23 protein-coding genes are annotated in these 23396 nt (G+C 64.6%); 13 read left to right on the top strand and 10 right to left on the bottom strand.

Annotated elements, in window-relative coordinates; all coding sequences use genetic code 11:
* Positions 1 to 223: 223 nt before the first annotated feature.
* Positions 224 to 1060 (bottom strand): transporter substrate-binding domain-containing protein, encoded by an 837-nt coding sequence (locus tag XH80_RS33945; protein ID WP_271602376.1) that lies wholly within the window; start codon positions 1058 to 1060, stop codon positions 224 to 226.
* A 272-nt stretch (positions 1061 to 1332) separates the two neighbouring features.
* Between XH80_RS33945 and XH80_RS33950 the strand changes: the two genes are divergently transcribed.
* From XH80_RS33950 to XH80_RS33965, 4 genes are all read left to right on the top strand, one after another.
* The gene (locus XH80_RS33950) at positions 1333 to 2994 is read left to right on the top strand and encodes a thiamine pyrophosphate-binding protein (RefSeq protein WP_271602377.1); all 1662 of its coding nucleotides are present in this window, start codon (positions 1333 to 1335) and stop codon (positions 2992 to 2994) included.
* Between the two features lie 3 nt (positions 2995 to 2997).
* A complete protein-coding gene (locus tag XH80_RS33955; RefSeq protein WP_271602378.1) occupies positions 2998 to 4263 on the top strand; it encodes an NAD(P)/FAD-dependent oxidoreductase in 1266 nt (421 codons plus the stop codon).
* 9 nt (positions 4264 to 4272) lie between these two features.
* Entirely contained in the window at positions 4273 to 5016 is a 744-nt protein-coding gene (locus XH80_RS33960; protein ID WP_271602379.1) for an aspartate/glutamate racemase family protein, read from the top strand.
* Between the two features lie 105 nt (positions 5017 to 5121).
* Entirely contained in the window at positions 5122 to 5823 is a 702-nt protein-coding gene (locus XH80_RS33965; RefSeq protein WP_271602380.1) for a GntR family transcriptional regulator, read from the top strand.
* A gap of 271 nt (positions 5824 to 6094) precedes the next feature.
* On the opposite strand, the gene XH80_RS33970 is transcribed toward XH80_RS33965, so the two are convergent.
* From XH80_RS33970 to XH80_RS33980, 3 genes are all read right to left on the bottom strand, one after another.
* Complete coding sequence (locus tag XH80_RS33970) at positions 6095 to 6886, bottom strand: IclR family transcriptional regulator (RefSeq protein ID WP_271602381.1); 792 nt, start codon at positions 6884 to 6886, stop codon at positions 6095 to 6097.
* Between the two features lie 77 nt (positions 6887 to 6963).
* Positions 6964 to 8697, bottom strand: a complete 1734-nt coding sequence (locus XH80_RS33975) for an FAD-dependent oxidoreductase (protein WP_271602382.1) — start codon at positions 8695 to 8697, stop codon at positions 6964 to 6966.
* Between the two features lie 8 nt (positions 8698 to 8705).
* On the bottom strand, positions 8706 to 9920 hold the full coding sequence (locus tag XH80_RS33980) for an ABC transporter substrate-binding protein (RefSeq protein ID WP_271602383.1): 1215 nt from the start codon (positions 9918 to 9920) through the stop codon (positions 8706 to 8708).
* 371 nt (positions 9921 to 10291) lie between these two features.
* Here XH80_RS33980 and XH80_RS33985 point away from each other — a divergent pair, with 371 nt between their 5' ends.
* The 5 genes from XH80_RS33985 to XH80_RS34005 all read left to right on the top strand — a co-directional run bounded on the left by XH80_RS33985 (position 10292) and on the right by XH80_RS34005 (position 14521).
* Positions 10292 to 11593 (top strand): MFS transporter, encoded by a 1302-nt coding sequence (locus XH80_RS33985; RefSeq protein WP_271602384.1) that lies wholly within the window; start codon positions 10292 to 10294, stop codon positions 11591 to 11593.
* A 209-nt stretch (positions 11594 to 11802) separates the two neighbouring features.
* Complete coding sequence (locus XH80_RS33990) at positions 11803 to 12264, top strand: Hsp20 family protein (RefSeq protein ID WP_057742975.1); 462 nt, start codon at positions 11803 to 11805, stop codon at positions 12262 to 12264.
* A gap of 74 nt (positions 12265 to 12338) precedes the next feature.
* Positions 12339 to 12830 (top strand): Hsp20/alpha crystallin family protein, encoded by a 492-nt coding sequence (locus tag XH80_RS33995; protein WP_271602385.1) that lies wholly within the window; start codon positions 12339 to 12341, stop codon positions 12828 to 12830.
* A gap of 86 nt (positions 12831 to 12916) precedes the next feature.
* Entirely contained in the window at positions 12917 to 13252 is a 336-nt protein-coding gene (locus XH80_RS34000) for a hypothetical protein (protein ID WP_271602386.1), read from the top strand.
* A 162-nt stretch (positions 13253 to 13414) separates the two neighbouring features.
* Positions 13415 to 14521 carry a trypsin-like peptidase domain-containing protein gene (locus XH80_RS34005; protein WP_442869194.1) on the top strand — a complete coding sequence of 369 codons (1107 nt, stop codon included), beginning with the start codon at positions 13415 to 13417 and terminating at the stop codon, positions 14519 to 14521.
* A gap of 70 nt (positions 14522 to 14591) precedes the next feature.
* On the opposite strand, the gene XH80_RS34010 is transcribed toward XH80_RS34005, so the two are convergent.
* Both XH80_RS34010 and XH80_RS34015 read right to left on the bottom strand, forming a co-directional pair.
* Positions 14592 to 14768: a hypothetical protein gene (locus tag XH80_RS34010; RefSeq protein ID WP_271602387.1), complete on the bottom strand. Its 177-nt coding sequence runs from the start codon at positions 14766 to 14768 to the stop codon at positions 14592 to 14594.
* Positions 14765 to 14983, bottom strand: a complete 219-nt coding sequence (locus tag XH80_RS34015) for a hypothetical protein (RefSeq protein ID WP_271602388.1) — start codon at positions 14981 to 14983, stop codon at positions 14765 to 14767. Before XH80_RS34015 ends, XH80_RS34010 begins: the two co-directional genes overlap by 4 nt.
* A 413-nt stretch (positions 14984 to 15396) precedes the next feature.
* Here XH80_RS34015 and XH80_RS34020 point away from each other — a divergent pair, with 413 nt between their 5' ends.
* On the top strand, positions 15397 to 15813 hold the full coding sequence (locus XH80_RS34020; RefSeq protein ID WP_271602389.1) for a hypothetical protein: 417 nt from the start codon (positions 15397 to 15399) through the stop codon (positions 15811 to 15813).
* 66 nt (positions 15814 to 15879) lie between these two features.
* On the opposite strand, the gene XH80_RS34025 is transcribed toward XH80_RS34020, so the two are convergent.
* Positions 15880 to 16731 (bottom strand): HpcH/HpaI aldolase/citrate lyase family protein, encoded by an 852-nt coding sequence (locus XH80_RS34025; protein ID WP_271602390.1) that lies wholly within the window; start codon positions 16729 to 16731, stop codon positions 15880 to 15882.
* A 248-nt stretch (positions 16732 to 16979) separates the two neighbouring features.
* Here XH80_RS34025 and XH80_RS34030 point away from each other — a divergent pair, with 248 nt between their 5' ends.
* On the top strand, positions 16980 to 18146 hold the full coding sequence (locus XH80_RS34030; RefSeq protein WP_271602391.1) for an acyl-CoA dehydrogenase family protein: 1167 nt from the start codon (positions 16980 to 16982) through the stop codon (positions 18144 to 18146).
* On the opposite strand, the gene XH80_RS34035 is transcribed toward XH80_RS34030, so the two are convergent.
* From XH80_RS34035 to XH80_RS34045, 3 genes are all read right to left on the bottom strand, one after another.
* Positions 18143 to 19717, bottom strand: a complete 1575-nt coding sequence (locus XH80_RS34035) for an AMP-binding protein (RefSeq protein WP_271602392.1) — start codon at positions 19715 to 19717, stop codon at positions 18143 to 18145. The two genes, XH80_RS34030 and XH80_RS34035, sit on opposite strands and share 4 nt — an antisense overlap.
* Before the next feature lie 30 nt (positions 19718 to 19747).
* A complete protein-coding gene (upp, locus tag XH80_RS34040) occupies positions 19748 to 20383 on the bottom strand; it encodes a uracil phosphoribosyltransferase (protein WP_220006491.1) in 636 nt (211 codons plus the stop codon).
* Positions 20384 to 20488: 105 nt separating this feature from the next.
* Positions 20489 to 20956: a hypothetical protein gene (locus XH80_RS34045; RefSeq protein ID WP_271602393.1), complete on the bottom strand. Its 468-nt coding sequence runs from the start codon at positions 20954 to 20956 to the stop codon at positions 20489 to 20491.
* 512 nt (positions 20957 to 21468) lie between these two features.
* Between XH80_RS34045 and XH80_RS34050 the strand changes: the two genes are divergently transcribed.
* Positions 21469 to 21558, top strand: a complete 90-nt coding sequence (locus tag XH80_RS34050) for a K(+)-transporting ATPase subunit F (protein ID WP_035698142.1) — start codon at positions 21469 to 21471, stop codon at positions 21556 to 21558.
* Between the two features lie 115 nt (positions 21559 to 21673).
* Positions 21674 to 23377 (top strand): potassium-transporting ATPase subunit KdpA, encoded by a 1704-nt coding sequence (gene kdpA / locus XH80_RS34055; RefSeq protein WP_271602394.1) that lies wholly within the window; start codon positions 21674 to 21676, stop codon positions 23375 to 23377.
* Positions 23378 to 23396 lie beyond the last annotated feature (19 nt).

The raw sequence follows: 23396 nt of genomic DNA on the forward strand, positions 1-23396 counted from the left end.
ACGGGAACCAGCCCAGCAAACGTCGCCATCCCTGCAGTCTTTGTCTCACCTACTTAAACGCGCGTGGATTCGCGTCAACACCGGAAGTGCCACGTAAGGCGGCGCGCATATCAGCGTCCCGGTTTATTCAGGGCATCCGCGTCAATGTGTCCGGTGCAACCGGCTCAAGAACGTCTTCAGCCGCTTGCTGCGCGGCTGACGCGTCCCTGACATGATTGACCGATCAGAACTGCACTTCGCCGGGAATGTCGTCGGCGCTGAGGCCGACGGTTTGATAGGCCTTCAGCAGCCATTCGCGGGTCTGGCCGAGCGACCGGTTGTAGTCGGCCCAGGCGCTGAGGAAATCCTTGTAGCGGCGGTCGGCTTCGGCGCGGATGCCGAGATTGGTCGGCAGCGTCAGGATCGGCCGCGGGATCGCGAGCTCGCCGAGCGTCGGATTCTTCTTCAGTGTGAAGATCGACAGCACCGCGAGCGAGACGTTGCAGTCGGCGCGGCCGGTCGACACCGCAAGGATCGCCTCGTCGCGGGTCTTGAAGCCGAGGATGTCAGCCTTCGGGCAGTAGCGGCGCGCGATGGTCTCGTGCGTCGAGCCGATGTCGACGGCGATCTTGACCTCCGCCTTGTTGAGCTCGGTCCAGGTCTGCGGCTTGGCAAAGCCCTTCTTGGTGATGACGGTGAAGGAGTGCACCAGGATCGGGGTCGAGAAGTCGATGACGAGCGAGCGCTCCGGCGTCGGATTCACGGCGAAGGCGAGGTCGACCTTGTCGGCCTGAAGATCGAGGATCTGGTTGCCCCAGGTCGATTCCAGCATCTCGACCTTGGCGCCCAGCTTGCCCGCAATGTCATTCGCCATGTCGATGCAGGCGCCCGACCATTGATTGGTGGCGAGGTCCTTGTGGAAATAGGGGTCCTGGCCGGCGATGACAGCGATGCGCAGCACGCCGCTCTTCTTGATGCGATCGAGCGTGGAGGTCGGCGCGGTGTCGGCCTTGACTGGCGCGGTCGCGGCCATTGCGGCGCCTGCCAGCGCGACGGTGGTGAGTGCGTCCCTGCGGTTCATCGTCGGTACTCCCTGGGGATGGGATCATTAGCCGGCAGGCGGACTATTTCTGTATTCAGAACATAATGCAATATGGTATCGCAGCCCTGCCGGGCATTTGAGCGATGCGGCAGGTTAGAGCCTAGTCCGTTGGCAAAGCGAGAGAAAATTTTGTGAAGCCGAGGCGTGCCGATGCTCTCTGCACTGTCAGCATCGGCCTTGCACCTCATGTCCTCCTGTCCTACGCCACCTCGGAACAACAGCGCGTTCGCTAAAGCATGCAGGGAGCCGTCATGACCATCAGAAACACCCGCACCGGGGGCCAGATCCTGATCGATCAGCTGGTCGCGCAAGGCGTCGAGCGGGTTACCTGCGTTCCCGGTGAAAGCTATCTGGCGGCGCTCGATGCCTTGCACGACAGCGCGATCGACGTCGTGATCTGCCGCGCCGAGGGCGGCGCTGCGATGATGGCGGAAGCCTATGGCAAGCTCACCGGGCGCCCCGGCGTTTGCTTCGTCACCCGCGGCCCCGGCGCCACCAATGCCAGCCACGGCGTCCACATCGCGATGCAGGACTCCACCCCGATGATCCTGTTCGTCGGCCAGGTCGACACCGGCATGCGCGAGCGCGAGGCGTTCCAGGAGCTCGACTACAAGGCGGTATTCGGCTCCATGGCGAAATGGGCCGTCGAGATCGATCGCCCCGACCGCATTCCCGAGCTGGTCGCGCGCGCCTTCCGCGTCGCCATGCAGGGCCGTCCGGGTCCGGTGGTGATCGCGTTGCCGGAGAACATGCTGACCGAGACCGCCGCTGTGGCCGACGCCATGCGCATCGAGCCCGCGGTGAGCTGGCCGGCGCCACCAGACATCGAACGTGTCGGTGCGCTGCTCGCTGGCGCGAAGGCACCCCTGGTCATTCTCGGGGGCTCGCGCTGGACCGATGAGGCTACCAAGAGCATCGCGCGGTTTGCCGAGCGCTTCGATCTGCCGGTCGCGACCTCGTTCCGCCGGGCCTCGCTGATCGATGCCGATCATTCGCATTATGCCGGCGATCTCGGCATCGGGCCGAGCCCGGGCCTGAAAGCGCGCGTCGACAACGCTGACGTCATTCTCCTCATCGGCGGCCGCATGTCGGAGATGCCGTCCTCGTCCTACACGCTGCTCGACATTCCCTCGCCGAAGCAGAAGCTGATCCATGTGCATCCCGGCTCCGAAGAGCTCGGCCGCATCTATCAGCCGGAGCTGGCGATCCAGGCGACGCCCGCCGCGTTCGCAGCCGCTGTGGAGACGCTGAAGCCTTCGAGTGCCGTTGCCTGGAAGGGCGAGGCCGCCAAGGCGCATGCCGATTATCTCGCCTGGACCGAGAAGGCGCGGGAGCTGCCGGGCAATTTCCAGTACGGTCAGGTCATGACCTGGTTGCGTGACCGCTTGCCGAAGGATGCGATCGTCTGCAATGGCGCCGGCAATTATGCCGGCTGGATTCATCGCCATCATCGCTTCCACAGCTTTGCCTCGCAGCTCGCGCCGACCTCGGGCTCGATGGGCTATGGCGTGCCGGCCGGCGTGCTGGCGAAGCGGCAATATCCTGACCGCGTCGTCGTCGCCTTCGCCGGCGACGGCTGCTTCCTGATGAACGGCCAGGAGTTTGCGACCGCCGTGCAGTATGACGCGCCGCTGATCGTGATCGTGGTCGACAACTCGCAATACGGCACCATCCGCATGCACCAGGAGCGCGACTATCCCGGCCGCGTCGTCGGCACCCAGCTGAAAAATCCTGATTTCGCGATGTACGCGAAAGCGTTCGGCGGCCATGGCGAGCGGGTCGAGCGCACCGAGCAATTCGCACCGGCGTTCGAGCGCGCGCTCGCTTCCGGCAAGCCGTCGATCCTCCACTGTATCATCGATCCCCGCGCGATCTCGGTCGGCAAGGATTTTGTGCCGCAGGTGAAGGCGTAAGCGATGGCAGAGGGTCGCCACGTCGCCATCATCGGGGCCGGCGCGATCGGCGTGATCAGCGCCATCGAGGCGCTGCGCGAAGGGCATCGCGTCACGCTGATCGATCCGGGCGAGCCGGGCGGCGAACAGGCGGCAAGCTACGGCAATGCCGGCTGGCTCTCGTCGCATTCGGTGATCCCGCCGGCCGAGCCCGGCGTCTGGAAGAAGGTGCCGGGTTATCTGATGGACCCGCTCGGCCCGCTCGCGATCCGCTGGTCATATCTGCCGAAGGCGCTGCCCTGGCTGATCAAATATCTGCTGTCGGGCTGGACCGAGGCGCGTGTCGAGAAGACAGCGTTCGCGCTGCGCGACCTCCTGAAGGACGCGCCGCTGTTGCACCGGAAGCTGGCGGAAGAAGCTGGCGTGCCTGAGCTGATCGAGCGCAACGGCGTGATGCATGTGTTCCCGTCGCGCGGCAATTTCGACTACGATCTCGGCTGGCGCCTGCGCAGGAAGGTCGGCGTCGAATGGCTGGAGCTGAACGCCGACGAGATGCGTCAGCGCGAGCCGGATCTGCATCCGCGCTATACCTTTGGTGTGGTGGTGGAGGAGGCGGGACGCTGCCGTGATCCCGGCGCTTATGTTGCCGCGCTTGCCCAACACGCGCTGGCGAGCGGCGCGAAGCTGGTTCGTGCCAAGGCAACCGGGCTTAAGCTGAGCGGCAACAAGCTCGTCGCCGTTCTCACCGACACCGGCGAGATTGCTTGCGATGCCGCTGTGGTGGCCGCCGGCGCGCGGTCGAAGCAGCTGACTGCGTCCGTCGGCGATCCGCTACCGCTCGAGACCGAGCGCGGCTATCACGTCATGATCGAGAACCCCGAAGCAGGTCCGCGCAGCTCGATGATGGCCTCCGACGCCAAGATGGTGGCAAACTGGACCAACAAGGGCTTGCGCGCCGCAGGCACGGTCGAGATCGCGGGCCTCGAGGCCGCGCCGAACTGGAAGCGCGCGGAGATTCTGCGCGACCACCTTCTCAGCATGTTTCCGAAACTGCCGAGGGACATTCCCGCCTCGCGCATCAAGATGTGGTTCGGCCATCGTCCGAGCATGCCGGACGGACGTCCCTGCATCGGCTACTCCCGCGCCTCGCGCGACATCGTCTATGCCTTCGGCCATGGTCATGTCGGCCTGGTCGGCTCAGCTCGCACCGGTCGCCTCGTCGCCCAGCTCCTGAGCGGCAAGCCGCCCGAAATTCCGCTCGCGCCGTTTTCTCCCGATCGCTTCCTCTGAGCTTGCAACATGACTTATACGTCCAGTTCCTCATCCCGCATCGCCCGTGGCGGCAAGGCCATCTACGGCGCGCCGCTCGGCATTTTGATGCTGGAAGCGCGCTTTCCGCGCATCCCCGGCGACATGGGCAATGGCACGACCTGGCCCTTCCCCGTGCTCTATCGCGTGGTGAGCGGGGCGTCGCCGGAGAAGGTGGTGCTGAAGGGCGCGGCTGGCCTGCTGCCTGATTTCATCGATGCGGCGAAGGACTTGGTGCGGCTCGGGGCCGAAGCCATCACCACCAATTGCGGCTTCCTCTCCCTGTTCCAGAAGGAGATCGCCGCCGCGGTCGGCGTGCCGGTTGCGACCTCGTCGTTGATGCAGGTGCCGTGGGTGCAGGCGACCTTGCCGCCTGGCAAGCGCGTCGGCCTCGTCACGGTATCGGGCTCGACCCTGACACCGGCCCATCTCGAAGGTGCCGGCGTGCCGCTCGATACGCCGGTGGTCGGTACCGAGCACGGCAAGGAGTTTTTCCGCGTCCTGATCAAGGCCGAGAAGGATGACATGGACGTCGCGCAGGCCGAGCGCGACGTGGTCGAGGCCGGCAAAGAGCTGGTCGCGAAAAACCCCGACGTCGGCGCCATCGTGCTCGAATGCACCAACATGCCGCCTTATGCGGCAGCGCTGCAGGCCGAAGTCGGGTTGCCCGTTTACGACATCTATTCCATGATCACCTGGTTTCATGCTGGACTGCGCCCGCGCGCCTTCGGCTGATTCCTGATGTCACACAGCTCCTCGCACCTCTGCTGTTGTTTGCATTGCAATCGCCGCCGCAGCCCCGGTATATTTGGCTGTGTTCGGTCATGAATGCAGTTGATGATGAGCAACGTGGAACTGGCCTCCGACAGTATCGTCGATCGCGTCTATGAACAGCTCAAGGCCATGGCCGTGAGCTATGAGTTCAAGCCGGGCGAGCGGCTCAACGAAGGCGAACTGGCCAAGCGCCTCGGCGTCAGCCGCACGCCGCTGCGCGAAGCGCTCAATCGTCTCAACACCGAAGGTTTTCTGCGTTTCACGCCGGGCAAGGGCTTCTTCTGCCGCGAGCTCGACGCCCACGAGATCTTCGATCTCTACGAGCTGCGCAAGTCGATCGAAGTCGCCGCGGTCCGCCTCGCCATCAAGCGCGCCAAGGACGAAGATATCGACGCGCTGCTGAAATTCCTCGAGGCCACCGGCCCCGATCCCGGCGACCGCACATCGGTCGAGCTCGTCGAGCTGGACGAGACTTTTCACGAGCGGCTGATGGCGATGTCGAACAATGCCGAGATGCTGCGCGTCTTGCGCAACGTCAACGCCCGCATCCGCTTCGTGCGCTGGATCGACATGGACAGCATCAACCGTACCAACACCCAGGCCGAGCATCGCGCGGTGATCGAGGGCCTGATGGCACGCAACGAAGAGGTCTGCGTCTCGGTGCTGGAGAAGCACATCGACCGCCGCCTCGACCGCATCACCTCCGCGATCAAGGAAGGCTACGCGCAGATCTATATGCCGGCGGCGCTGAGAGCTGGGGCGAATTGAGGCTCTTCTGCAGTATCGTAGGGTGGGCAAAGCGAAGCGTGCCCACCACCTAGTCGTGGGCACGGCGCAAGTGCGCCTTTGCCCACCCTACGATTTCTACACGGTGCCGGTGAAGGATAAGCAGGGCGGCTCCATTCTCGCTGACATCGCCCGGCTTGACCGGGCGATCCAGTACGCCGAGACGGCGGTGATTGAACCGATAGGCCGCGGCGTACTGGATGCCTCGCCTGCGCGGGGCATGACACCTGTTGTGAGGCGGGCGGTTCGCCTTTCACTCCGCCGCAACATTCATTCCGTAACCAAGCCGCTTCGAAATCGCCCCCGCGCAATCGCGCAGCGCGTGCGCGATCGGGCTGTCCCAGCGCGCTTCGAACGTGCCTTCCGGTCCCATGGCGGTGATGACCAGCGCGACATGGCCTGAATGATCGAACACCGGTGCGGCGAACGCGTTCACGCCGGGCAGGGGATCGCCGAGCGCGCGGGCGAGCCCGTGCTTGCGGACCTCGGTCAGCATCTCCGCGACCTTGCCTTTCACCGGCCGCTTCGGATTGTAGCCGACGCCCTGGCGATCGAGGCCGCTCTCGAGCGCGGCGTTGATGGTCTTCTCCGGCAGGAACGCTGCGAAGGCACGCCCCGTGGCGGTCTCCAGCAACGCCATCACCGATCCCGCGCGCATGACGATGTGGACGGGCTGGCCGGGCTCTTCCAGCTGCACCACGGTCGGGCCGTGCGTGCCCCAGACCGCGAGCGAGACCGCGTGGCCGATCTGGCTTGCGAGCGCCGCGATCTTCGGCTGCGCGATGCGCACGCCGGAGAGGCGGCGCAGGCTGATCAGTCCGAGCTCGAGCGCCAGCGCGCCGATCTCGTAGCGGCCGGTGGTCTCGTCCTGCTCGATCAGCCCGATGCGGGAGAAGCTGGCGAGATAAGGATGCGCCTTGGCCGGCGTCATGCCGGCCTCGCGCGCGAGATCGCGCAGCATCATCGGCTCGCCGCATCTCGCGAGCGCGCGCAGCAATTCTCCGCCGACCTCGATCGATTGGATGCCGCGGCTTTCTTTCTTCATGCGTTCCCGATGCGCTTGAGTCCTTGTTTGAGCATGATCTCTTCGGAAAACCGCTGCACACTTTTCCGGATCATGCTCTACGCCGCGTCGCGCTTGCTGGCGCTGTCGGCAAGGTGTCGCCCGGCAATGTAGCCGAAGGTCAGCGCGGGCCCAAGCGTGATGCCGGCGCCGGGATAATTGCCACCCATGATGCTCGCCATGTCGTTGCCGGCGGCATAGAGCCCGGGAATCACCCGGCCTTCGGCGTCGAGAGCGCGCGCGTTCTCGTCGGTGACGATACCGGCATAGGTGCCGAGATCGCCTGTGACCATCTTGATGGCGTAGAACGGGCCGTTCTCGATCGGCGCGACGCAAGGATTGGGACCGTGTAGTGCGTCGCCCTGGTAGCGGTTATAGGCTTTTGAACCTTTGCCGAAGGCGGGGTCCTGTCCGAGCGGCGCGGTCGCGTTGAACTGCCTGACTGTCTCCGCAAAGCCCTTCGCGTCGATGCCGGCCTTTGCCGCCAGCGCTTCCAGCGTATCGCCGCGCATGAGATAGCCGCTCGCGAGATGATGTCCCAGCGGCATCGGGAACGGCGGCACGCAGCCGAGGCCGTATTTGCGCAACGTCTTGTGATCGCAGACGAGATAGGCGGCGATCTCCTCGCCGGGCCTGGCCGCCTTGATCATGGCCTGGACGAAGTCGTGGTAGGAATTGCCTTCATTGGCAAAGCGCTTGCCGTCGCGCATCACCGCGATCACGCCGGGCTTGGCACGATCGATGAAGTGCGGCATCACGCCTTTCGAGCCGTCCTTGCGCGTCGTGAGCGACACCGGGACCCAGGCCGCCGCGTTCGGCAGGCGATCCTCGATATGTCCGCCCGCGCTTTCGGCGAGGCGCAGGCCGTCGCCGGTATTGCCGGTCGGCCCCGGCGAGAAATGCTCCGCGCCGGTCGGCGCATGCGGAAACATCTTCTTGCGGCGCTCGACATCATGCGGGAAGCCGCCGCAGGCGAGCACGACGCCCCGCCGCGCGCGGACGCGGACGTCGCGTCCCTCGCGCGACACGATCGCGCCGGTCACCGTGCCATTCTCGACCGTCAGCTCGCGCACCGGCGAAGACAACCACATCGGGATCTTCAAATCCTGCGCGGACTTTGCGAGCCGACCCGCCAGCGCATTGCCGTTGGTCAAGGTCATGCCGCGGCCATGGCGCAGCACGTCCATCAGGTGGCGCGATAGCCGCTTTGCGACATAAACCGCTGACGTCAGCGACTTCGTGACGCGCATGAAATGGATGATCTCTTTGCCTGACCCCAGCATCATGCCGAACACGGTGAGCTCGGGCAGGGGCATGCCGAGCGTCTTGATGAGGTCGCCCAGCTCACGGCCATCGAACGGGCATGTCACCATGGAGCGGCCGCCTTGCCCGCCGCCGGGCGCCTCGGCGTGATAGTCGGGGAACACCAGTGGCATGTCGAAGCGGAGCGCGGTCTTGGTGGTGAAGAAATCCACCGCCTCGGGGCCGGCGCTGAGGAACGCATCGACGCGCGCCGCATCGAAATTGTTGCCGGCCTCGTGGCGCAGATAGGTACGGGCCTGCTCCGGCGTCTCCTCGATGCCGTAGGCTTTCGCCAGGGCGGTGCCCGGAATCCACAGCCAGCCGCCGGAGCGCGCGGTGGTGCCGCCGAAGCGCGGTTCCTTCTCGACGATCAGCACGTCGAGGCCGCGATATCTCGCGGTGATCGCCGCCGACATGCCGGAGCAGCCTGATCCGGCCACGAGCACGTCGCACTCGTATGTTTCGCTTGCGCTATGCTCGCTGCCGGCCATGTCTCACCTCACTGCTTCAGCAGCGGACATTTGGATTCGGAGACCGGGCGGAAGGCATCCTCGCCCTTCACGGTCTTGATGATGTCAAGATAGTCCCAGGGCTCCTTGGACTGCTCTGGTGCCTTCACCCTGGCCAGATACATGTCGCGGATGACGCGGCCGTCCTCGCGCAACTTGCCGCCATGGACGAAAATATCCTCGATCGGCAGCTCGCGCATCTTGGCCATCACCTTGGCGGGGTCGTCCGTGCCTGCAGCCTTGATGGCCTTGAGATAATGCAGCACCGAGCCGTAGACGCCGGTATGGATCATGGTCGGCATGACGTTGGTGCGCGCATAGAATTTCTTGGACCATGCCCGCGTGGCCTCGTCCATGTTCCAGTAGGACGCCGTCGTCATGTAGGTGCCCTGCGCCGACTTCAGGCCGATCGCGTGCACGTCAGTGTCGAACATCAAGAGGCCGACGAGCTTCTGGCCGCCTTGCACCAGGCCGAACTCGCCGGATTGCTTGATCGCGTTGTCCGTATCCTGGCCGGCATTGGCGAAGGCGACGACGTCAGCCTTGGAGCTCTGCGCCTGCAGCGCAAAGGACGAAAAATCCGCGGTATTGGTCGGGTGCTTGACGCCGCCGAGCACCTTGCCGCCCATCTCGTTGATGAAGCGCGTGGCGTCCTTCTCGAGCTGCTGGCCGAAGGCGTAGTCCGCGGTGATGAAGTACCAGGATTTTCCGCCTTCCTTAATCACGGCGGACGCCGTCACCTTCGACAGTGCGTAGGTGTCGTAGGTGAAGTGCACTGTGTTCGGGCTGCACAGCTCGTCGGTGAGCGAGCTCGCGCCGGGGCCGGAGAGCAGGGCGATCTTGCCCCGCTCGCGCACCATGTTGTGCACGGCGATCGCGATGCCGGAATTGGGGATGTCGACCACCGCGTCGACCTTGCCGTTGTCGAACCAGCCGCGCACGATCTGCACGCCCACGTCCGTCTTCATCTGGTGATCGGCGCTGATGATCTCGATCGGCTTGCCAAGCACGGTCGGCCCGAACTCCTCCACCGCCATCCTGGCGGCCTCGACCGAGCCCGGCCCGGAGTTGTCGCGGCCCCAGCTCGACAGATCCGTCAGCACGCCGATCCGCACTGCATCGTCGGAGACCTGCGCGCGCGCGACATTGGTCATGGCAGCCGAAGTCATGGCCGCGAGCATGGCGCAGGCCAAAAGCCCTCTCATCGATGTTTCCTCTCGTTATTGGCCGCTTGGTGCGGCCGGTTGTTATGGCGGTAAATTAGATATTAGCGAAACAGTTTGTCAATGACAAATACAGGCGTCAATGAGGGTTCCTTCTCGCCGAGAAGCGCTGCGGAGACGTGTGCGCAACTGCCTCAGCACCCGTCATTGCGAGCGACGCGAAGCAATCCAGAATCTTTCCGCGGAGACAGTCTGGATTGCTTCGTCGCAAGGGCTCCTCGCAACGACGTGGTTGAAACAGTTGTGAGCATCCTCTCCCGCTGTGATCCGGGTTGACGGCATTGCGCGGACAAGTTGCAACCCACACCACGATTGGCCATGATGCTCCCGGGATCTTTTGGGGCGGATGGGCAATGACGGCGGCAACAGGAGTCTCCGGCGAAACGGAGCGATCGACGACGGCGCATGTGGTGTGGGCGAGTGCGCTCGGCACTGCGATCGAGTGGTATGACTTCCTGATCTATGGCACGGCGGCCGCGCTCGTGCTCAACAAGCTGTTCTTCCCGAGCTTCGATCCCTTCGTCGGCGCGCTGGCGGCATTCTCCACTTATGCGGTCGGTTTCGTGGCACGGCCGATCGGCGGCGCCATCATCGGGCATTACGGCGACCGGCTCGGCCGCAAGAGGATGCTGGTCGCGACCATGATCGCGATGGGGCTCGGCACCTTCCTGATCGGCTGCCTGCCGACCTACAGCCAAATCGGCGTATGGGCGCCGATCCTGCTTGTCATCCTGCGCTTTGTGCAAGGCATTGGCCTCGGCGGCGAGTGGAGCGGCGCGGTCGTGATGGTGGTCGAGCACGCCGGTAACAGGCGCGGCTTCTACGGCAGCCTGGTGCAAATCGGCTTTCCCGTCGGCGTTGCTGCCTCCACCGGCATGTTCGGGCTGATGACGCAACTGCCCGAGGCCTACTTCCTGAGTTGGGGCTGGCGCGTGCCGTTCTGGATCAGCATTCTGCTGGTCGGCATCGGTCTCATCGTACGGCTCAAGCTTGCGGAGACGCCGCACTTCAAGGAGGTGGTCGAGCGCAAGGAGGTGCTGGCGCAGCCGGTGTGGGAGGTGCTTCGCCGCGACTGGCGCAGCTTTCTGCTGGCGATCGGCATCACGATCTCGGAAGTGGGGCTCGCTTATCTCCTCACTGTCTTCACCGTGCTTTATGCCACGACAAAACTCGGCCTCCCGCGCCAGGTGATCCTGAATGCTGTCGTCTATGCCGCGCTCGTCGAGTTCACCACGTTGCCGCTCGCCGGCTGGCTATCCGATCTTTTCGGCCGCAAGGCGCTGTATCTTGCCGGCGGCGTATTCACGGTGGCGCTCGCCTTTCCGCTGTTCTGGTTCCTCGACACCAGGGAGCCGGTGCTGATCACGCTCGCGCTCGTCGTCACGATGACGCTGACGCATGCGCTGCTGTTCGGGCCGAAGGCGGCGTTCATGCCGGAACTGTTCCGCACAAAGGTGCGCTACAGCGGCGCCTCGCTCGGGGCAAATGTCGCGGCCGCCTTGAGCGGCGGCTTCTCGCCGCTGATCGCGACCGCGCTGCTCGGCTGGGCCGGCACGTCCTGGCCGGTGTCGCTCTACATCATCGCGCTTTCGGTCATCACGATCATTGCGACCTTGATGACGCCGGAGACGGCGCGCGACGCGCTGAAGTCCTGAGGCATTCCGGCGACCGGCTGGGCGGCCAAAAATTTTTCGAGCCTCCCCCTTGAAACCGCCAGCCGTTTTTCTAATTGATTTCTCGCCGCGAGAGCGGTGTGCCGGGCGCCAGATCGGGCCCGGTGCGGGCGCCGGATCGGTCGTCGGACCCGTCTGATACCCTGTCCTGCGCTCCTTCGTATCCATCTTGCTCTTTGGAGGACTTGGTTATGAGGACCAGTTTTGACTTTGCGCCCCTGTGGCGCTCCACCATCGGCTTCGATCACCTGGCCGACCTCGTCGACAGCACGCTGCGCCAGGCGACCGAGGACAACTATCCCCCCTACAATATCGAGCGCTCCGGCGAGGACCATTACCGGATCAGCCTTGCGGTGGCGGGTTTCAGCACCAGTGATATCACCGTGACGGCCGAGCAGAACGCGCTCACCATCGAGGGCAGGAAGCCCGAGACCGCCGCGCGCGAATACCTGTACCAGGGCATCGCCGCGCGTCCGTTCCGGCGCGTGTTCAATCTCGCAGACTATGTCCAGGTGAAGCAGGCCTCGTTCCAGGACGGGCTCCTGATCATCGACCTCGTCCGCGAGGTTCCGGAAGCCATGAAGCCGCGTCGGATTCCGATCGCGGGCGGCGCTCCTGCGGCATCGCAGATCGAGCAGAAGAAAGCAGCCTAAAGCGCTCGATCGGTCCAACGGCGGAACGCGGCGTGCAATGCGCGCCGCGCTCCCGATGCATGAAGGAGACAAGCATGGCTTTTCGTGACCTCATTCCCTGGTCGAGAAACCAGGAGCTTGCGCCCACGCGGGACAGTTTCGACCCCTTCCTGACGCTTCACCGCGAGATGAACCGTCTGTTCGACGACGTTTTCCGCGGCGTCAGTGGGACCGGTCTGTCGCCGCTGATGGAAGGCCGTTTCGGCTGGCCGAAGGTCGAACTGAGCGAGACCGACAAGACACTGACGGTGTCTGCCGAGCTTCCCGGCTTGACCGAGAAGGACGTCCAGGTCGAGATCGCCAATGGCGTCCTGACAGTCCGCGGCGAGAAGAAGGCGGAGCGCAACGGCGAGGGCCGGTACTTCACCGAGCGCTATTATGGTGCCTTCGAGCGGCAGATCCCGCTGGAAGGCGTCGAGGAGGACAAGGCCGAGGCGTCGTTCAGGAACGGCGTTCTGACCGTGTCGCTGCCGAAGTCCGAGAGGGCGCGCGAAGGCGTCAAGCGCATCGCGATCAATACGCAATAGCAACAAGCCGGACGGCGGCCTCTGGCGCCGCCGTCCCCCGTCAACGAACCCGTCCCTTGAAAGGAGTATGAGGGAGGCAACCGCCGATGACCAACGTGAATACCAATTTCGGCAATCTCAATCCGCTGTTTCATCCCGCCGCCCATTACGATTCACCTACCGAGGTCCTGAATGCACAGGATCTCTCCACGCCGGAGAAGCGGGTCATCCTGTCGTCCTGGGCGTCCGATATGTACGCGGTGGAATCCTGTCCCGCCTTGCGCGAGATCCCCGGCATGGGCCACACGGTCCGGCTCGCCGATATCCTGGCTGCCCTGCGCAAGCTCGACGGCGACAACGACAATGACGACCCGCCGCGCGGCGGCGGCGTCCCGATGCGGCTGCGGCGGCCATCGGCCGCCGCCGAGGGGCAAAGCGCATGATGCTCACACAGACTGTTCTCGGGCTCGTGCTGCTCGGCCAGGCTTCGGCAGTCTGGGCGGTTCCATTTCTGGCTCTGCAAGGCCTCGTCACCGGGGCGCGTGCCGAGATCTGAGGCCAGAGCTTTTACGTTCCAATCCCAGGCAAGGTAGCAGGTACTGAAGATGCGTGCTGTGCGTTTGCTCCTGCTGGCGATGCTGGTGCTGACGCCCACGGCGTTGCAGCCTGCTGCCGGCCAAATTCCCGACCTGAAGACCGGCGGCTCGCTGCCGACCCTGGCGCCGCTGGTGCGTCAGGTGACGCCCGCCGTGGTCAACATCTCCGTGCACGGCCGCGTGCGGGAGGATAACCCGCTCTACCGCGACCCGATGTTTCGCGAGTTCTTCGACGTCCCCAGGCAGATCGAGAAGGAGGTCAACGCGACCGGCTCCGGCGTGATCGTCGATGCCCAGCGCGGCTATGTCTTGACCAACAATCACGTGGTCGAAGGCACCTCCGCCGTCCAGATCACGACCAAGGATGGCCGGCAGTTTTCCGCGAAGGTCGTCGGACGTGATCCACCCACCGATGTCGCGGTACTCCAGATTCAGAACCCGACCGGGCTCAAGGCGCTCCCCTTCGGCGACAGCGACGCGCTCGAAGTCGGCGACTTCGTGCTCGCGATCGGAAATCCATTCGGGCTCGGCCAGACCGTGACGTCAGGTCTCGTCAGCGCGCTGGGCCGGACTGGAATCGGCAAACAGGGCTATGAGGATTTCATCCAGACCGACGCCGCAATCAATCCGGGCAATTCCGGCGGGGCGCCGGTCAGCCTGCGCGGAGAACTCGTCGGCATCAACTCGGCGATCATCTCTCCGGCCGGCGGCAATGTCGGCATCGGCTTTGCCATTCCGGTCAACATGGCACGCAAGGTGATGGAGCAGATCATCGCCAACGGTCGCGTCGAGCGCGGCCGTATCGGCATCTCGCTGAACGATCTGCATCCCTCGGCCAACAGGGGATTGATTCAAGGCGCCGTCATTGCCGAAGTGGCCGCGGATTCGCCCGCGGAAAAGGCAGGCCTGCGCAGGGGGGATGTGGTCACCGGAGCAGACGACCGCCCGATCCGCACCGCCGCCCAGCTCCGCAACACCATCGGCCTTGCCCGCGTCGGCGAGGATGTGAGGCTCTCGGTCTTGCGGAACGGCGTTCCGCTCACCGTGAGCGTCAGGATCGCGCCCGCGAGTGAGTCCAGCAGCGCCCTCGCAGGGCCCAATCGCCTCGTTCGTTGAATCGGTCGCAGGGGGCCGAAGATCAACGGTGTATCCCCTGCGAGGGTGGTGAGCCGCATGACATCGCGGCTCAAGCCGCGCGGTGATCCTGCTCGCCTTGCAAGTCGCGGATCAGCCTTCGCTCGCGTTCGATCCGCTGGAGATAGAGCTCGCGCTCCTGCTCGGACTTTGCGCTTGCCAGGAGCAGTTCGTAATGGCCGATCACCTTTTCGCTGCCGCCAATGAGCAGCTCTCGCTGGCTGATCATTGTATTGCTCCTCTCACATCGATCGGCGCCTGGGTGGCAGAGAGAGCAACCGGGAAGGTCGCCGCGGTCAGGCTTTCGAGCGCCGACCTTTCTTCCGTGAGACGTCTCTCGATGAACTGGCGTTCGAGCGCCGACAGCCTGGTCTTCAGAAGACGCCGGTAACGGTGGATGTTGTTACGATGTGCACGAATGCGGGCCAAATTCTCATCGAGCATCGTCGTCTCTCCAGACGGTCGCGTTGGATCCTTTGATTTCCGAGGGTGAGAACGGTGTTCTCGCCGCAAAAATATGCAGCGCGAATTTCGTGTCAAGAGATTTGCCAAACGCCGGCCACCACGAGGTCGAGCTCGTCGCCGTATTGAAATCCGCCGGCTCACATCGTCATGGCCGGGCTTGTCCCGGCCATCCACGCCTTGTTACGCGGCACAAAGAACGTGGATGCCCGGGACAAGCCCGGGCATGACGACCTCCGGTGAACGTCGATCTGCGACGCCCTAGCGCTCGCGGGGTTAAGGTCATCGCCGCTTCGACCGCCGGGTTCCCCCGTCGATTGCCTTTTGTTGGCCGGCAAGCGAACCTCCTGTGGCCATATTTGAGAAGGAGTGGTTTCCGGTGAGGGAGGCACTCCATGAACAAAGCTCTGATCACTGCCGTTGTGATGCTGGCCGCCGTGCCCGCAAGCGCCGTTGCGCAGGAGCGCGCCGGCTCGGCGGCGCTCGGAGCCGTGTCCGGCGCGGTCGTGCTGGGGCCGGTCGGTGCCGTCGCGGGCGCCGTGATCGGCTATACCGCCGGTCCTGCCATCGCCCGGTCATGGGGCATGAGAGGTTCGCGCTCGGCAAGACACCGGCAGCCGCCACGTCGCGAGGCGTATGGGACGACGGCCGCCGGTGCGCCCCCACGCACCCGCGAGGCGATGGAGGCCAACGGTCAGATGAGAGCGGCCGGCAATCCGCCGGTCCAAGCCGCTCCCGTGTCGCAGCCGGCTCAAGTTGCGCCTGCGGTGCCAGCGGCAACCACGACGCCACCCGTTCAGGGATTCGACTGAAACCAGGCCGCGGTGGTCTTCGGCCGCAGCCGATCGACCGTCCGCGCCATCAGCGCGACCACTTCTCTAGATCTGGCCCAGGATCTTCTTCGCGGCGCGAAGGTGCGGCTTGTCGATCATCTGGCCGTCGAGGCGCAGCGTGCCGGCGTTTGGATTGCTCGCGAACGCGGCGACGACCTTCTCCGCCCAAATGCGCTCGGCGTCGGTCGGCGCGAACGCCGCGTTGACGATGTCGACATGCTTGGGATGGATCAGCGCCTTCGCCGAAAAGCCGTCGCGCCGCGCGGCGCGGGTTTCCTGCTCGAGACCTGCGAGATTGTCGATGTCGGTATAGACAGTGTCGATCGGCGCCACTTCCGCCGCGGCCGCCGCCATCAGGCACAGATCGCGCGCGAGGCGGTAGGGGCTGTGAAACACGCCGCCTGACGCCTTCTCGGTCGCGCCGAGCGAGGCGGAAAGATCTTCCGCGCCCCACATCAAGCCGGCAAGGCGAGGGGAGCAGCCCCTGTAGCTGCCGAGCCCGAAGATCGAGCTGGCGGTTTCCGTCGCCACACAGACGATGCGTGTTGCGCCTGCTGTGATTCCGGATGCTGCTTCCAGTGCTTCAAGCCAGGTCGCAACCTGGCGCACGTCATCGCCGCCTTGCGATTTCGGCAGCACGATGCCGTCAGGCTTGCCCGGCATGATGGCGGCGAGATCGGTCAGCGTCATGCCGGTGTCGAGCGCGTTGATGCGGACATAGAGCTGGTGCGGGCCGGGGCGGCTCCTGAGCATCGCAAGCGTCAGGGTCCGCGCCTCGGGCTTCTTGTCGGTGACGACGGAGTCCTCGAGATCGATGATCAGGACGTCGGCCTTGCCTTCGCTCGCCTTCTCGAATTTGCGCGGGGAATCGCCCGGCACGAACAGCATCGAACGCATCAGGCCGGCCTCTTGTGCATCATCGCGGTTTCCCTCCTTGCGAAATAACGGCGCGCTTAGCTTTGCGCCGCATGACGCCATGCATGTTAGACACAGTTGATGGACAAATTCACGTATCTGCATGCGGTTTTTCGAGCTAAAGAACGAAAAGCCAGGGCATGTCGGGCGCGGCAAGCGCCATGGCCTTTGCGCGGGGAACGCGATCGGGAGATGGGGCAATCGCGGCTCCCAACAAGGAGACCAAGACCATGGATTTCGCGCTCACCGATCAGCAGGAAGCCATTCGCGACGCCATCGCCAAGATCTGCGAAGGCTTTCCCGACGCCTATTGGCTGAAGAAAGACCACGACGGCGGCTTCCCGCACGACTTCCACAAAGCGCTGGCGGATGCCGGCTGGCTCGGCATCTGCGTTCCGGAGCAATATGGCGGTTCGGGCCTCGGCATTACCGAAGCTGCAATCATGATGCGCACCATTGCCGAATCCGGTGCCGGCATGTCCGGCGCGTCTGCCGTGCATATCAACGTGTTCGGTCTCAACCCCGTCGTCGTGTTCGGCACCGAAGAGCAGCGCAAGCGCATGCTGCCGCCGATGGTCGAGGGCCGCGAGAAGGCGTGCTTCGCCGTCACCGAGCCGAACACCGGGCTCAACACCACCCAGCTCAAGACCCGCGCCGTTGCCAAGAACGACCGCTACATCGTCAACGGCCAGAAGGTGTGGATCTCGACCGCGCAGGTCGCGCACAAGATCCTGCTGCTGGCGCGCACCACGCCGCTGGAGGAGGTGCGCTCGCCCACCCATGGCCTCAGCCTGTTCTACACCGATTTCGACCGCAACAGGATCAAGGTCCACGAGATCGAGAAGATGGGCCGCAAGATCGTCGATTCCAACGAGCTCTTCTTCGAGGATTTCGAGATCCCGATCGAGGACCGCATCGGCGAAGAGGGCAAAGGGTTTCAGTACATCCTCGAAGGCATGAACCCCGAGCGCATCCTGATCGCGGCAGAAGCCGTCGGCCTCGGCAAGCTCGCGCTGTCGCGCGCGACCGAATACGCCAAGACCCGTGTCGTGTTCAACCGGCCGATCGGGAAGAATCAAGGCATCCAGCACCCGCTCGCGGTGAACTGGGTCGAGCTCGAGGCGGCCTGGCTGATGGTGATGCAGGCCGCCTGGCAATATGACAAGGGCTTGCCCTGCGGCGCTGGCGCCAATGCCGCAAAATATTTCGCGGGCGAAGCCGGATACCATGCCTGCGAGCAGGCGGTGATGACCCATGGCGGGTTCGGCTACGCCAAGGAGTTTCACGTCGAGCGCTACTTGCGCGAAATCCTGATCCCGCGCATCGCGCCGGTCAGCCCGCAGCTCGCACTGAGCTTCATCGCGGAAAAGGTGCTGGGGCTTGCCAAGTCGTATTAGCTCGGTTCGGCCGCGATCCGCTCCATCGCGATGGTGCGGAGCTTTGCGCGCTGGATCTTGACGCCATTGGCGCTGTCGGTGACCGGGAAGGCATCCACGACATAGATCCGTGCCGGAATCTTGTAGCCGGCGAGCCGCTCGCGCAGGCGGGCCGTCAGCACCTCCTGACGCGGCGGAGCTCCGGCCGGGACTACGAAAGCGACACAGCGCGCCTGGCCCTTCAGATCGACGGCGACGACCTGGGCGTCGGCAACGCCGGCGCAGGACTTGAGCTCGTCCTCGATCTCGCCGGGCGCGACCAGGAAGCCGCCGAGCCGCATCGCATCGCCTGCGCGGGTCTCATAGACGAAGGCGCCGCCGCGCAGGCGGCCGATATCGCCGGTGCGGAAGAAGCCGTCCGCAGTGATCGCATCCCCGGTGGCTTGCGGATTGTTGAAATAGCCGATGAAGCACGATGGCGCGCTGATTTCGATCTCGCCGGAGACGCCTTGCGGCGCAAGCTCGCCGGTTTCGGTGTCGCGCACGCGGACTTCCGCGTCCGGGGACATCGGCCAGCCGCCGCCCTCGATGCGGTCGGCGAAGGCGTCGCTGGCGCGCCCGATCGAGAACAGCGCCTGCACCTCGCTCGAGCCGTACAGGCCGAACAGCGGCAGGCCGCGTGCCTCGGCCTCCGCGGCCAGCTCGCGCCAGCCGGGCTGGAATGCGGCGAAGCCGCAAACTTGCAGATGCGGGAACGGCCGCCTTGCGTCGGTCAGCGCAAGGATGCGGCGGAACATCTCGTCGGAGCCGAAGCTGTGGGTGATCTTGTGCTCGGCAAGGATCTTCAGCGCCGGCGCCGCCTCGAAGGCGTCGAGCACGTGGACGGTGGCGCCGGCGGCGACGAAGCCAAGCAGGCTCGTCATGCCGAAGGTGCCGCAGAACGGCAGCATCGCCAGCAGGGCATGACGCTGCGGCGAAAGCTGGAGCGCGTTGGCCACGGCCTTGGCGTGGCTCGCCAGCGTTCGCTGCGAATGTGCCACCAGTTTTGGCCCTTTGGTCGTGCCCGATGTGGTGTAGAGCAGCACGGGCAGATCGATGTCGTGCTGAGTCGGAGCCGGGGGATAATGCTTGTCGAAGGCGTCGAAGCGCACACTGGGCCATTGCGCAGGAACCGTATCCGCGCCGACCACCGCGAGCTGTTGCAGCGCGGGGACATCGGTCTTGGCGATGTCGGCGAGAATGGCAGCGAAATCGATCGAGCGGAACGCCGCCTCGATGACCAGCAGCTTTGCGCCTGATAGCTTCAGCAGATGCGCGACTTCGGCGCTGCGATAGCGCGTATTGACGGCGGCGACGATCGCTCCCAGCCTGGCGGCGGCAAACAGCAGCGCAATCCATTCCACACGGTTGACCAGCCAGACCGCCACGACGTCGCCTTTGCCGATACCCTGCGCGGCAAGCCAGGCCGCGGTCTGCTCGACCTTGCGGGAAAATTCCGCGCGCAAAACGGGCGTGCCGCCAAACACGAAGGCGGGATCGGCTGATGTCGCAGGTCCGATCAGCGATTGCAGTGAAACATCGTCAGCATGCATGGCAACCGGAGCCCGATCGCGCAAATTCGTCTATTTGGTGCCGAACATCCGGTCGCCGGCATCGCCGAGACCCGGCACGATGTAGCCGTGATCGTTGAGCCGCTCGTCGATCGCGGCGGTCCAGATCGGCACGTCGGGATGCTCGCTCTGGAACTGGGCGATGCCCTCCGGGGCCGCCAGCAGGCAGACGAAGCGGATGTCGCGGGCGCCGCGCGCCTTGAGCAACGTGGCGCCGGCGCAGGCCGAGTTGCCGGTCGCCAGCATCGGGTCCATCAGGATCACGGTACGGTCCGACAGGTCCTGCGGCGCCTTGAAGTAATATTCCACGGCCTGCAGCGTTTCGGGATCGCGGTAGAGCCCGATATGGGCGATGCGCGCCGACGGCATCAGCGCCAGCATGCCGTCGAGAAAGCCGACGCCGGCGCGCAGGATCGGCGCCAGCGTGAGCTTCTTGCCGGCGATCTTCGGCGCCTGCATCGGGGCGATCGGCGTCTCGATGTCGACCAGCTCCAGCGGCAGGTCGCGCGTCACCTCGTAGCCGAGCAGCATCCCGATCTCGTTCAGGATCTCGCGAAAGCTCTTGGTCGAGCGGTCCTTCTCCCGCATCAGCGAGAGCTTGTGCTGGACCAGGGGGTGGGCGACGACGTTGACGCTAGATGTGCTCATGCGGCCGATCTAACACGGTTCCGCGAAGCTGCGCCAGATCGGCCGGGGCGTTTTCCGCAAGGGACGCAACCCTGTCAGGGCGGTGCGACTACCGCGGGAGCTCGGTCAGCTGAAGTTCTCGCACGAGGCCGGCTCAATGAGGGGATCCGGGGCGGGACGCACGTTGGGCACACTCGGACGCGGCGCGTCCACGGTGCGTGCCTGCACCTCCACGAACGCCGACATCAGCGCGATCGCGAGGTCGCCATGGCATCCCTCGATCGCCGCGTCGAGCCAGTCGGGCAGCTCGCGTTCACGCGACAGCGCGCAATGCCACTCGCCTTCGTCATAGGCGATGCGGCGGACGTGCCACAGCGGCAGCTCAAGCTCCATCAGTGCCAACGCGGCATCGGTCCAGGCTTCGGCTTCGATCAGCTGCACCAGGCGTGCCGTGCGCTCGCTCTGGTGGAGTGAGGGGAGTCGCCGGCAGGCTTTGTCGATGAACTCGCGCATCAGCGGACCGGTCATGCCTTGCGCGTTACGCAAGCGATCGCCGAGGGAGGATGAATCGTAGTGTCGGAAAGCGGCAGTCATGTCAGGCCTCCTGGAAGCGGCGTCGGTCAGTCGGCCGGCCTGTTCAGGATGGCGGGAGGCGCATTGGAAAACGAGATGGGGCGGGAGCGGCAGATATAGGAATTTCATAAAGGTGGGAGGGGGCGGTCTGTAGCGTCATTCTCTGTCGTCGTCCCGGCGAAGGCCGGGACCCATACCCCGAGGCAGTGGTTTGACGAAGACTCGGAGTGGGAGCTCTGCGCTCCAACTCCCTTTCGTGGTTATGGGTCCCGGCCTTCGCCGGGACGACGATAGAGAATTGGCCGAGCACCGCCTCCGCCCTTTATGAGATTCTTATAACTTCGCCATGGCCCTCGTCTCGAAAACCTATGCCCGTGATGGCACTTCAGCACGGTCGAGTGTTGCCCCCGATATGGGGACGCAACGAGGAGCATCCCTATGATGGACATTCTTATGCTGGCGCTGGGCTTCGGCTTCTTTGCCCTTGCGATCGGCTACACCTACGCCTGCGAACGGCTGTGACGGAGCGGACCATGATCTTCGATTATGCGCTCGCCGGCGCCGTCTCGTTCGGCCTTCTGATCTACCTCACTTACGCGCTGCTGCGGCCGGAGCGATTCTGAGCGGTGCTGCTGCTTGTCGGATTGCTGCTGGCAGAGGCCTCGCTGTTCGCCTGCCCGTTGATGGTGCTGCTGCCGTAGCTGTTGCGCCGGACACCAAGCCTGAAGGGTTGATTCCATGACCGTGATCGGTTGGCTCCAGATCATTCTTTTCTGCCTCATCATCGTCGCGCTGACAAAACCGCTCGGCTGGTACATGACGCGCGTGTTCAATGGCGAGACAACGTTTCTCTCGCCGGTGCTGCGCCCGATCGAGGCCGGGATCTACTGGATTTCAGGCGTCGACGAGAAGCGCGAGCAGCATTGGCTGACCTATACGGTCGCCATGCTGCTGTTCCATGTCGGCGGCTTCCTGATCATCTACGCCGTGATGCGTCTCCAGGCCGTTCTGCCCTTCAATCCGGCCGGGCAGACAGCGGTCGCCGAGGATCTGTCCTTCAACACCGCGATCTCCTTCATCACCAACACCAACTGGCAGAACTACGGCGGCGAGAGCACGATCTCTTATCTCGTGCAGATGCTGGGCCTGACGCACCAGAACTTCCTGTCGGCGGCGACCGGCATCGCGCTCGCGGTCGCGTTGATCCGCGGCTTCTCGCGTGCCTCGGCGCGCACGGTCGGAAATTTCTGGGTCGATGTCGTCAGGTGCACACTTTACGTGCTGCTGCCGATCTGTGTCGTCTACACCCTGTTCCTGGTCTGGCAGGGCATGCCGCAAACCCTCGGTGACTATGTCGAAGCCACGACGCTCGAAGGCGCCAAGCAGACCATTGCGGTCGGCCCTGTCGCCTCGCAGGTCGCGATCAAGATGCTCGGCACCAATGGCGGCGGCTTCTTCAATGCCAATGCTGCGCATCCCTTCGAGAACCCGACCGCGCTGTCGAACTTCGTGCAGATGCTGTCGATCTTTGCGCTGGGCGCTGCCTTGACCAACGTGTTCGGTCGCATGGTCGGCAACCAGCGCCAGGGCTGGGCGATCCTCGCCGTGATGGGCGTGCTGTTCATCGCCGGCGTTGCCGTGACCTACTGGGCGGAAGCCAGCGGCACCTCGACGCTCCAGGCGCTCGGCCTCACCGGCGGCAATATGGAAGGCAAGGAGGTCCGCTTCGGCATCGTTGCCTCCTCGCTGTTTGCCGTGATCACCACCGCCGCCTCCTGCGGCGCGGTCAATGCCATGCATGACAGCTTCACCGCGCTCGGCGGCATGATCCCGCTGATCAACATCGAGCTCGGCGAAATCGTCGTCGGCGGTGTCGGGGCCGGCATGTACGGCATGCTGCTGTTCGTCATCCTGGCGATCTTCGTCGCCGGCCTGATGGTCGGCCGCACGCCGGAATATGTCGGCAAGAAGATCGAAGCGCGCGAGGTCAAGATGGCGATGCTGGCCATCCTGGTGCTGCCGTTGATGATCCTGGGCTGGACCGCGGTTGGCGTGGTCTATCCGGCGGCGGTGGCCTCCATGGCCAATGCCGGACCGCACGGCTTCACCGAGGTGCTCTACGCCTACACCTCGGGGACCGGCAACAACGGATCGGCCTTTGCGGGCCTGACCGGCAACACTTTCTTCTACAACCTCACGCTGGCCAGCGCGATGTTCGTCGGCCGCTTCTTCATGATCGTGCCGGCCATGGCGATTGCGGGCTCGCTCGCAGAGAAGAAATCGATCCCGCCGTCGATGGGCACGTTCCCGACCACGGGCGGGCTGTTCGTCGGCCTCGTCGTCGGCGTGATCCTGATCATGGGCGGCCTGACCTTCTTTCCGGCACTCGCGCTCGGCCCCATCGTCGAGCATCTGGCGATGAACGCAAGCCAACTGTTCTGACTAACCTCTTCTGATTTCC

The organism is Bradyrhizobium sp. CCBAU 45384, from assembly GCF_028128665.1.
In the GTDB taxonomy this organism is placed as follows: Bacteria; Pseudomonadota; Alphaproteobacteria; order Rhizobiales; family Xanthobacteraceae; genus Bradyrhizobium; species Bradyrhizobium manausense.

Bases quoted from the DNA above. Each gene is read 5' to 3' on its own strand.
- XH80_RS33945 (WP_271602376.1), bottom strand. From the start codon at position 1,060: ATGAACCGCAGGGACGCACTCACCACCGTCGCGCTGGCAGGCGCCGCA.
- XH80_RS33950 (WP_271602377.1), top strand. From the start codon at position 1,333: ATGACCATCAGAAACACCCGCACCGGGGGCCAGATCCTGATCGATCAG.
- XH80_RS33955 (WP_271602378.1), top strand. From the start codon at position 2,998: ATGGCAGAGGGTCGCCACGTCGCCATCATCGGGGCCGGCGCGATCGGC.
- XH80_RS33960 (WP_271602379.1), top strand. From the start codon at position 4,273: ATGACTTATACGTCCAGTTCCTCATCCCGCATCGCCCGTGGCGGCAAG.
- XH80_RS33965 (WP_271602380.1), top strand. From the start codon at position 5,122: ATGAGCAACGTGGAACTGGCCTCCGACAGTATCGTCGATCGCGTCTAT.
- XH80_RS33970 (WP_271602381.1), bottom strand. From the start codon at position 6,886: ATGAAGAAAGAAAGCCGCGGCATCCAATCGATCGAGGTCGGCGGAGAA.
- XH80_RS33975 (WP_271602382.1), bottom strand. From the start codon at position 8,697: ATGGCCGGCAGCGAGCATAGCGCAAGCGAAACATACGAGTGCGACGTG.
- XH80_RS33980 (WP_271602383.1), bottom strand. From the start codon at position 9,920: ATGAGAGGGCTTTTGGCCTGCGCCATGCTCGCGGCCATGACTTCGGCT.
- XH80_RS33985 (WP_271602384.1), top strand. From the start codon at position 10,292: ATGACGGCGGCAACAGGAGTCTCCGGCGAAACGGAGCGATCGACGACG.
- XH80_RS33990 (WP_057742975.1), top strand. From the start codon at position 11,803: ATGAGGACCAGTTTTGACTTTGCGCCCCTGTGGCGCTCCACCATCGGC.
- XH80_RS33995 (WP_271602385.1), top strand. From the start codon at position 12,339: ATGGCTTTTCGTGACCTCATTCCCTGGTCGAGAAACCAGGAGCTTGCG.
- XH80_RS34000 (WP_271602386.1), top strand. From the start codon at position 12,917: ATGACCAACGTGAATACCAATTTCGGCAATCTCAATCCGCTGTTTCAT.
- XH80_RS34005 (WP_442869194.1), top strand. From the start codon at position 13,415: ATGCGTGCTGTGCGTTTGCTCCTGCTGGCGATGCTGGTGCTGACGCCC.
- XH80_RS34010 (WP_271602387.1), bottom strand. From the start codon at position 14,768: ATGATCAGCCAGCGAGAGCTGCTCATTGGCGGCAGCGAAAAGGTGATC.
- XH80_RS34015 (WP_271602388.1), bottom strand. From the start codon at position 14,983: ATGCTCGATGAGAATTTGGCCCGCATTCGTGCACATCGTAACAACATC.
- XH80_RS34020 (WP_271602389.1), top strand. From the start codon at position 15,397: ATGAACAAAGCTCTGATCACTGCCGTTGTGATGCTGGCCGCCGTGCCC.
- XH80_RS34025 (WP_271602390.1), bottom strand. From the start codon at position 16,731: ATGCGTTCGATGCTGTTCGTGCCGGGCGATTCCCCGCGCAAATTCGAG.
- XH80_RS34030 (WP_271602391.1), top strand. From the start codon at position 16,980: ATGGATTTCGCGCTCACCGATCAGCAGGAAGCCATTCGCGACGCCATC.
- XH80_RS34035 (WP_271602392.1), bottom strand. From the start codon at position 19,717: ATGCATGCTGACGATGTTTCACTGCAATCGCTGATCGGACCTGCGACA.
- upp (WP_220006491.1), bottom strand. From the start codon at position 20,383: ATGAGCACATCTAGCGTCAACGTCGTCGCCCACCCCCTGGTCCAGCAC.
- XH80_RS34045 (WP_271602393.1), bottom strand. From the start codon at position 20,956: ATGACTGCCGCTTTCCGACACTACGATTCATCCTCCCTCGGCGATCGC.
- XH80_RS34050 (WP_035698142.1), top strand. From the start codon at position 21,469: ATGATCTTCGATTATGCGCTCGCCGGCGCCGTCTCGTTCGGCCTTCTG.
- kdpA (WP_271602394.1), top strand. From the start codon at position 21,674: ATGACCGTGATCGGTTGGCTCCAGATCATTCTTTTCTGCCTCATCATC.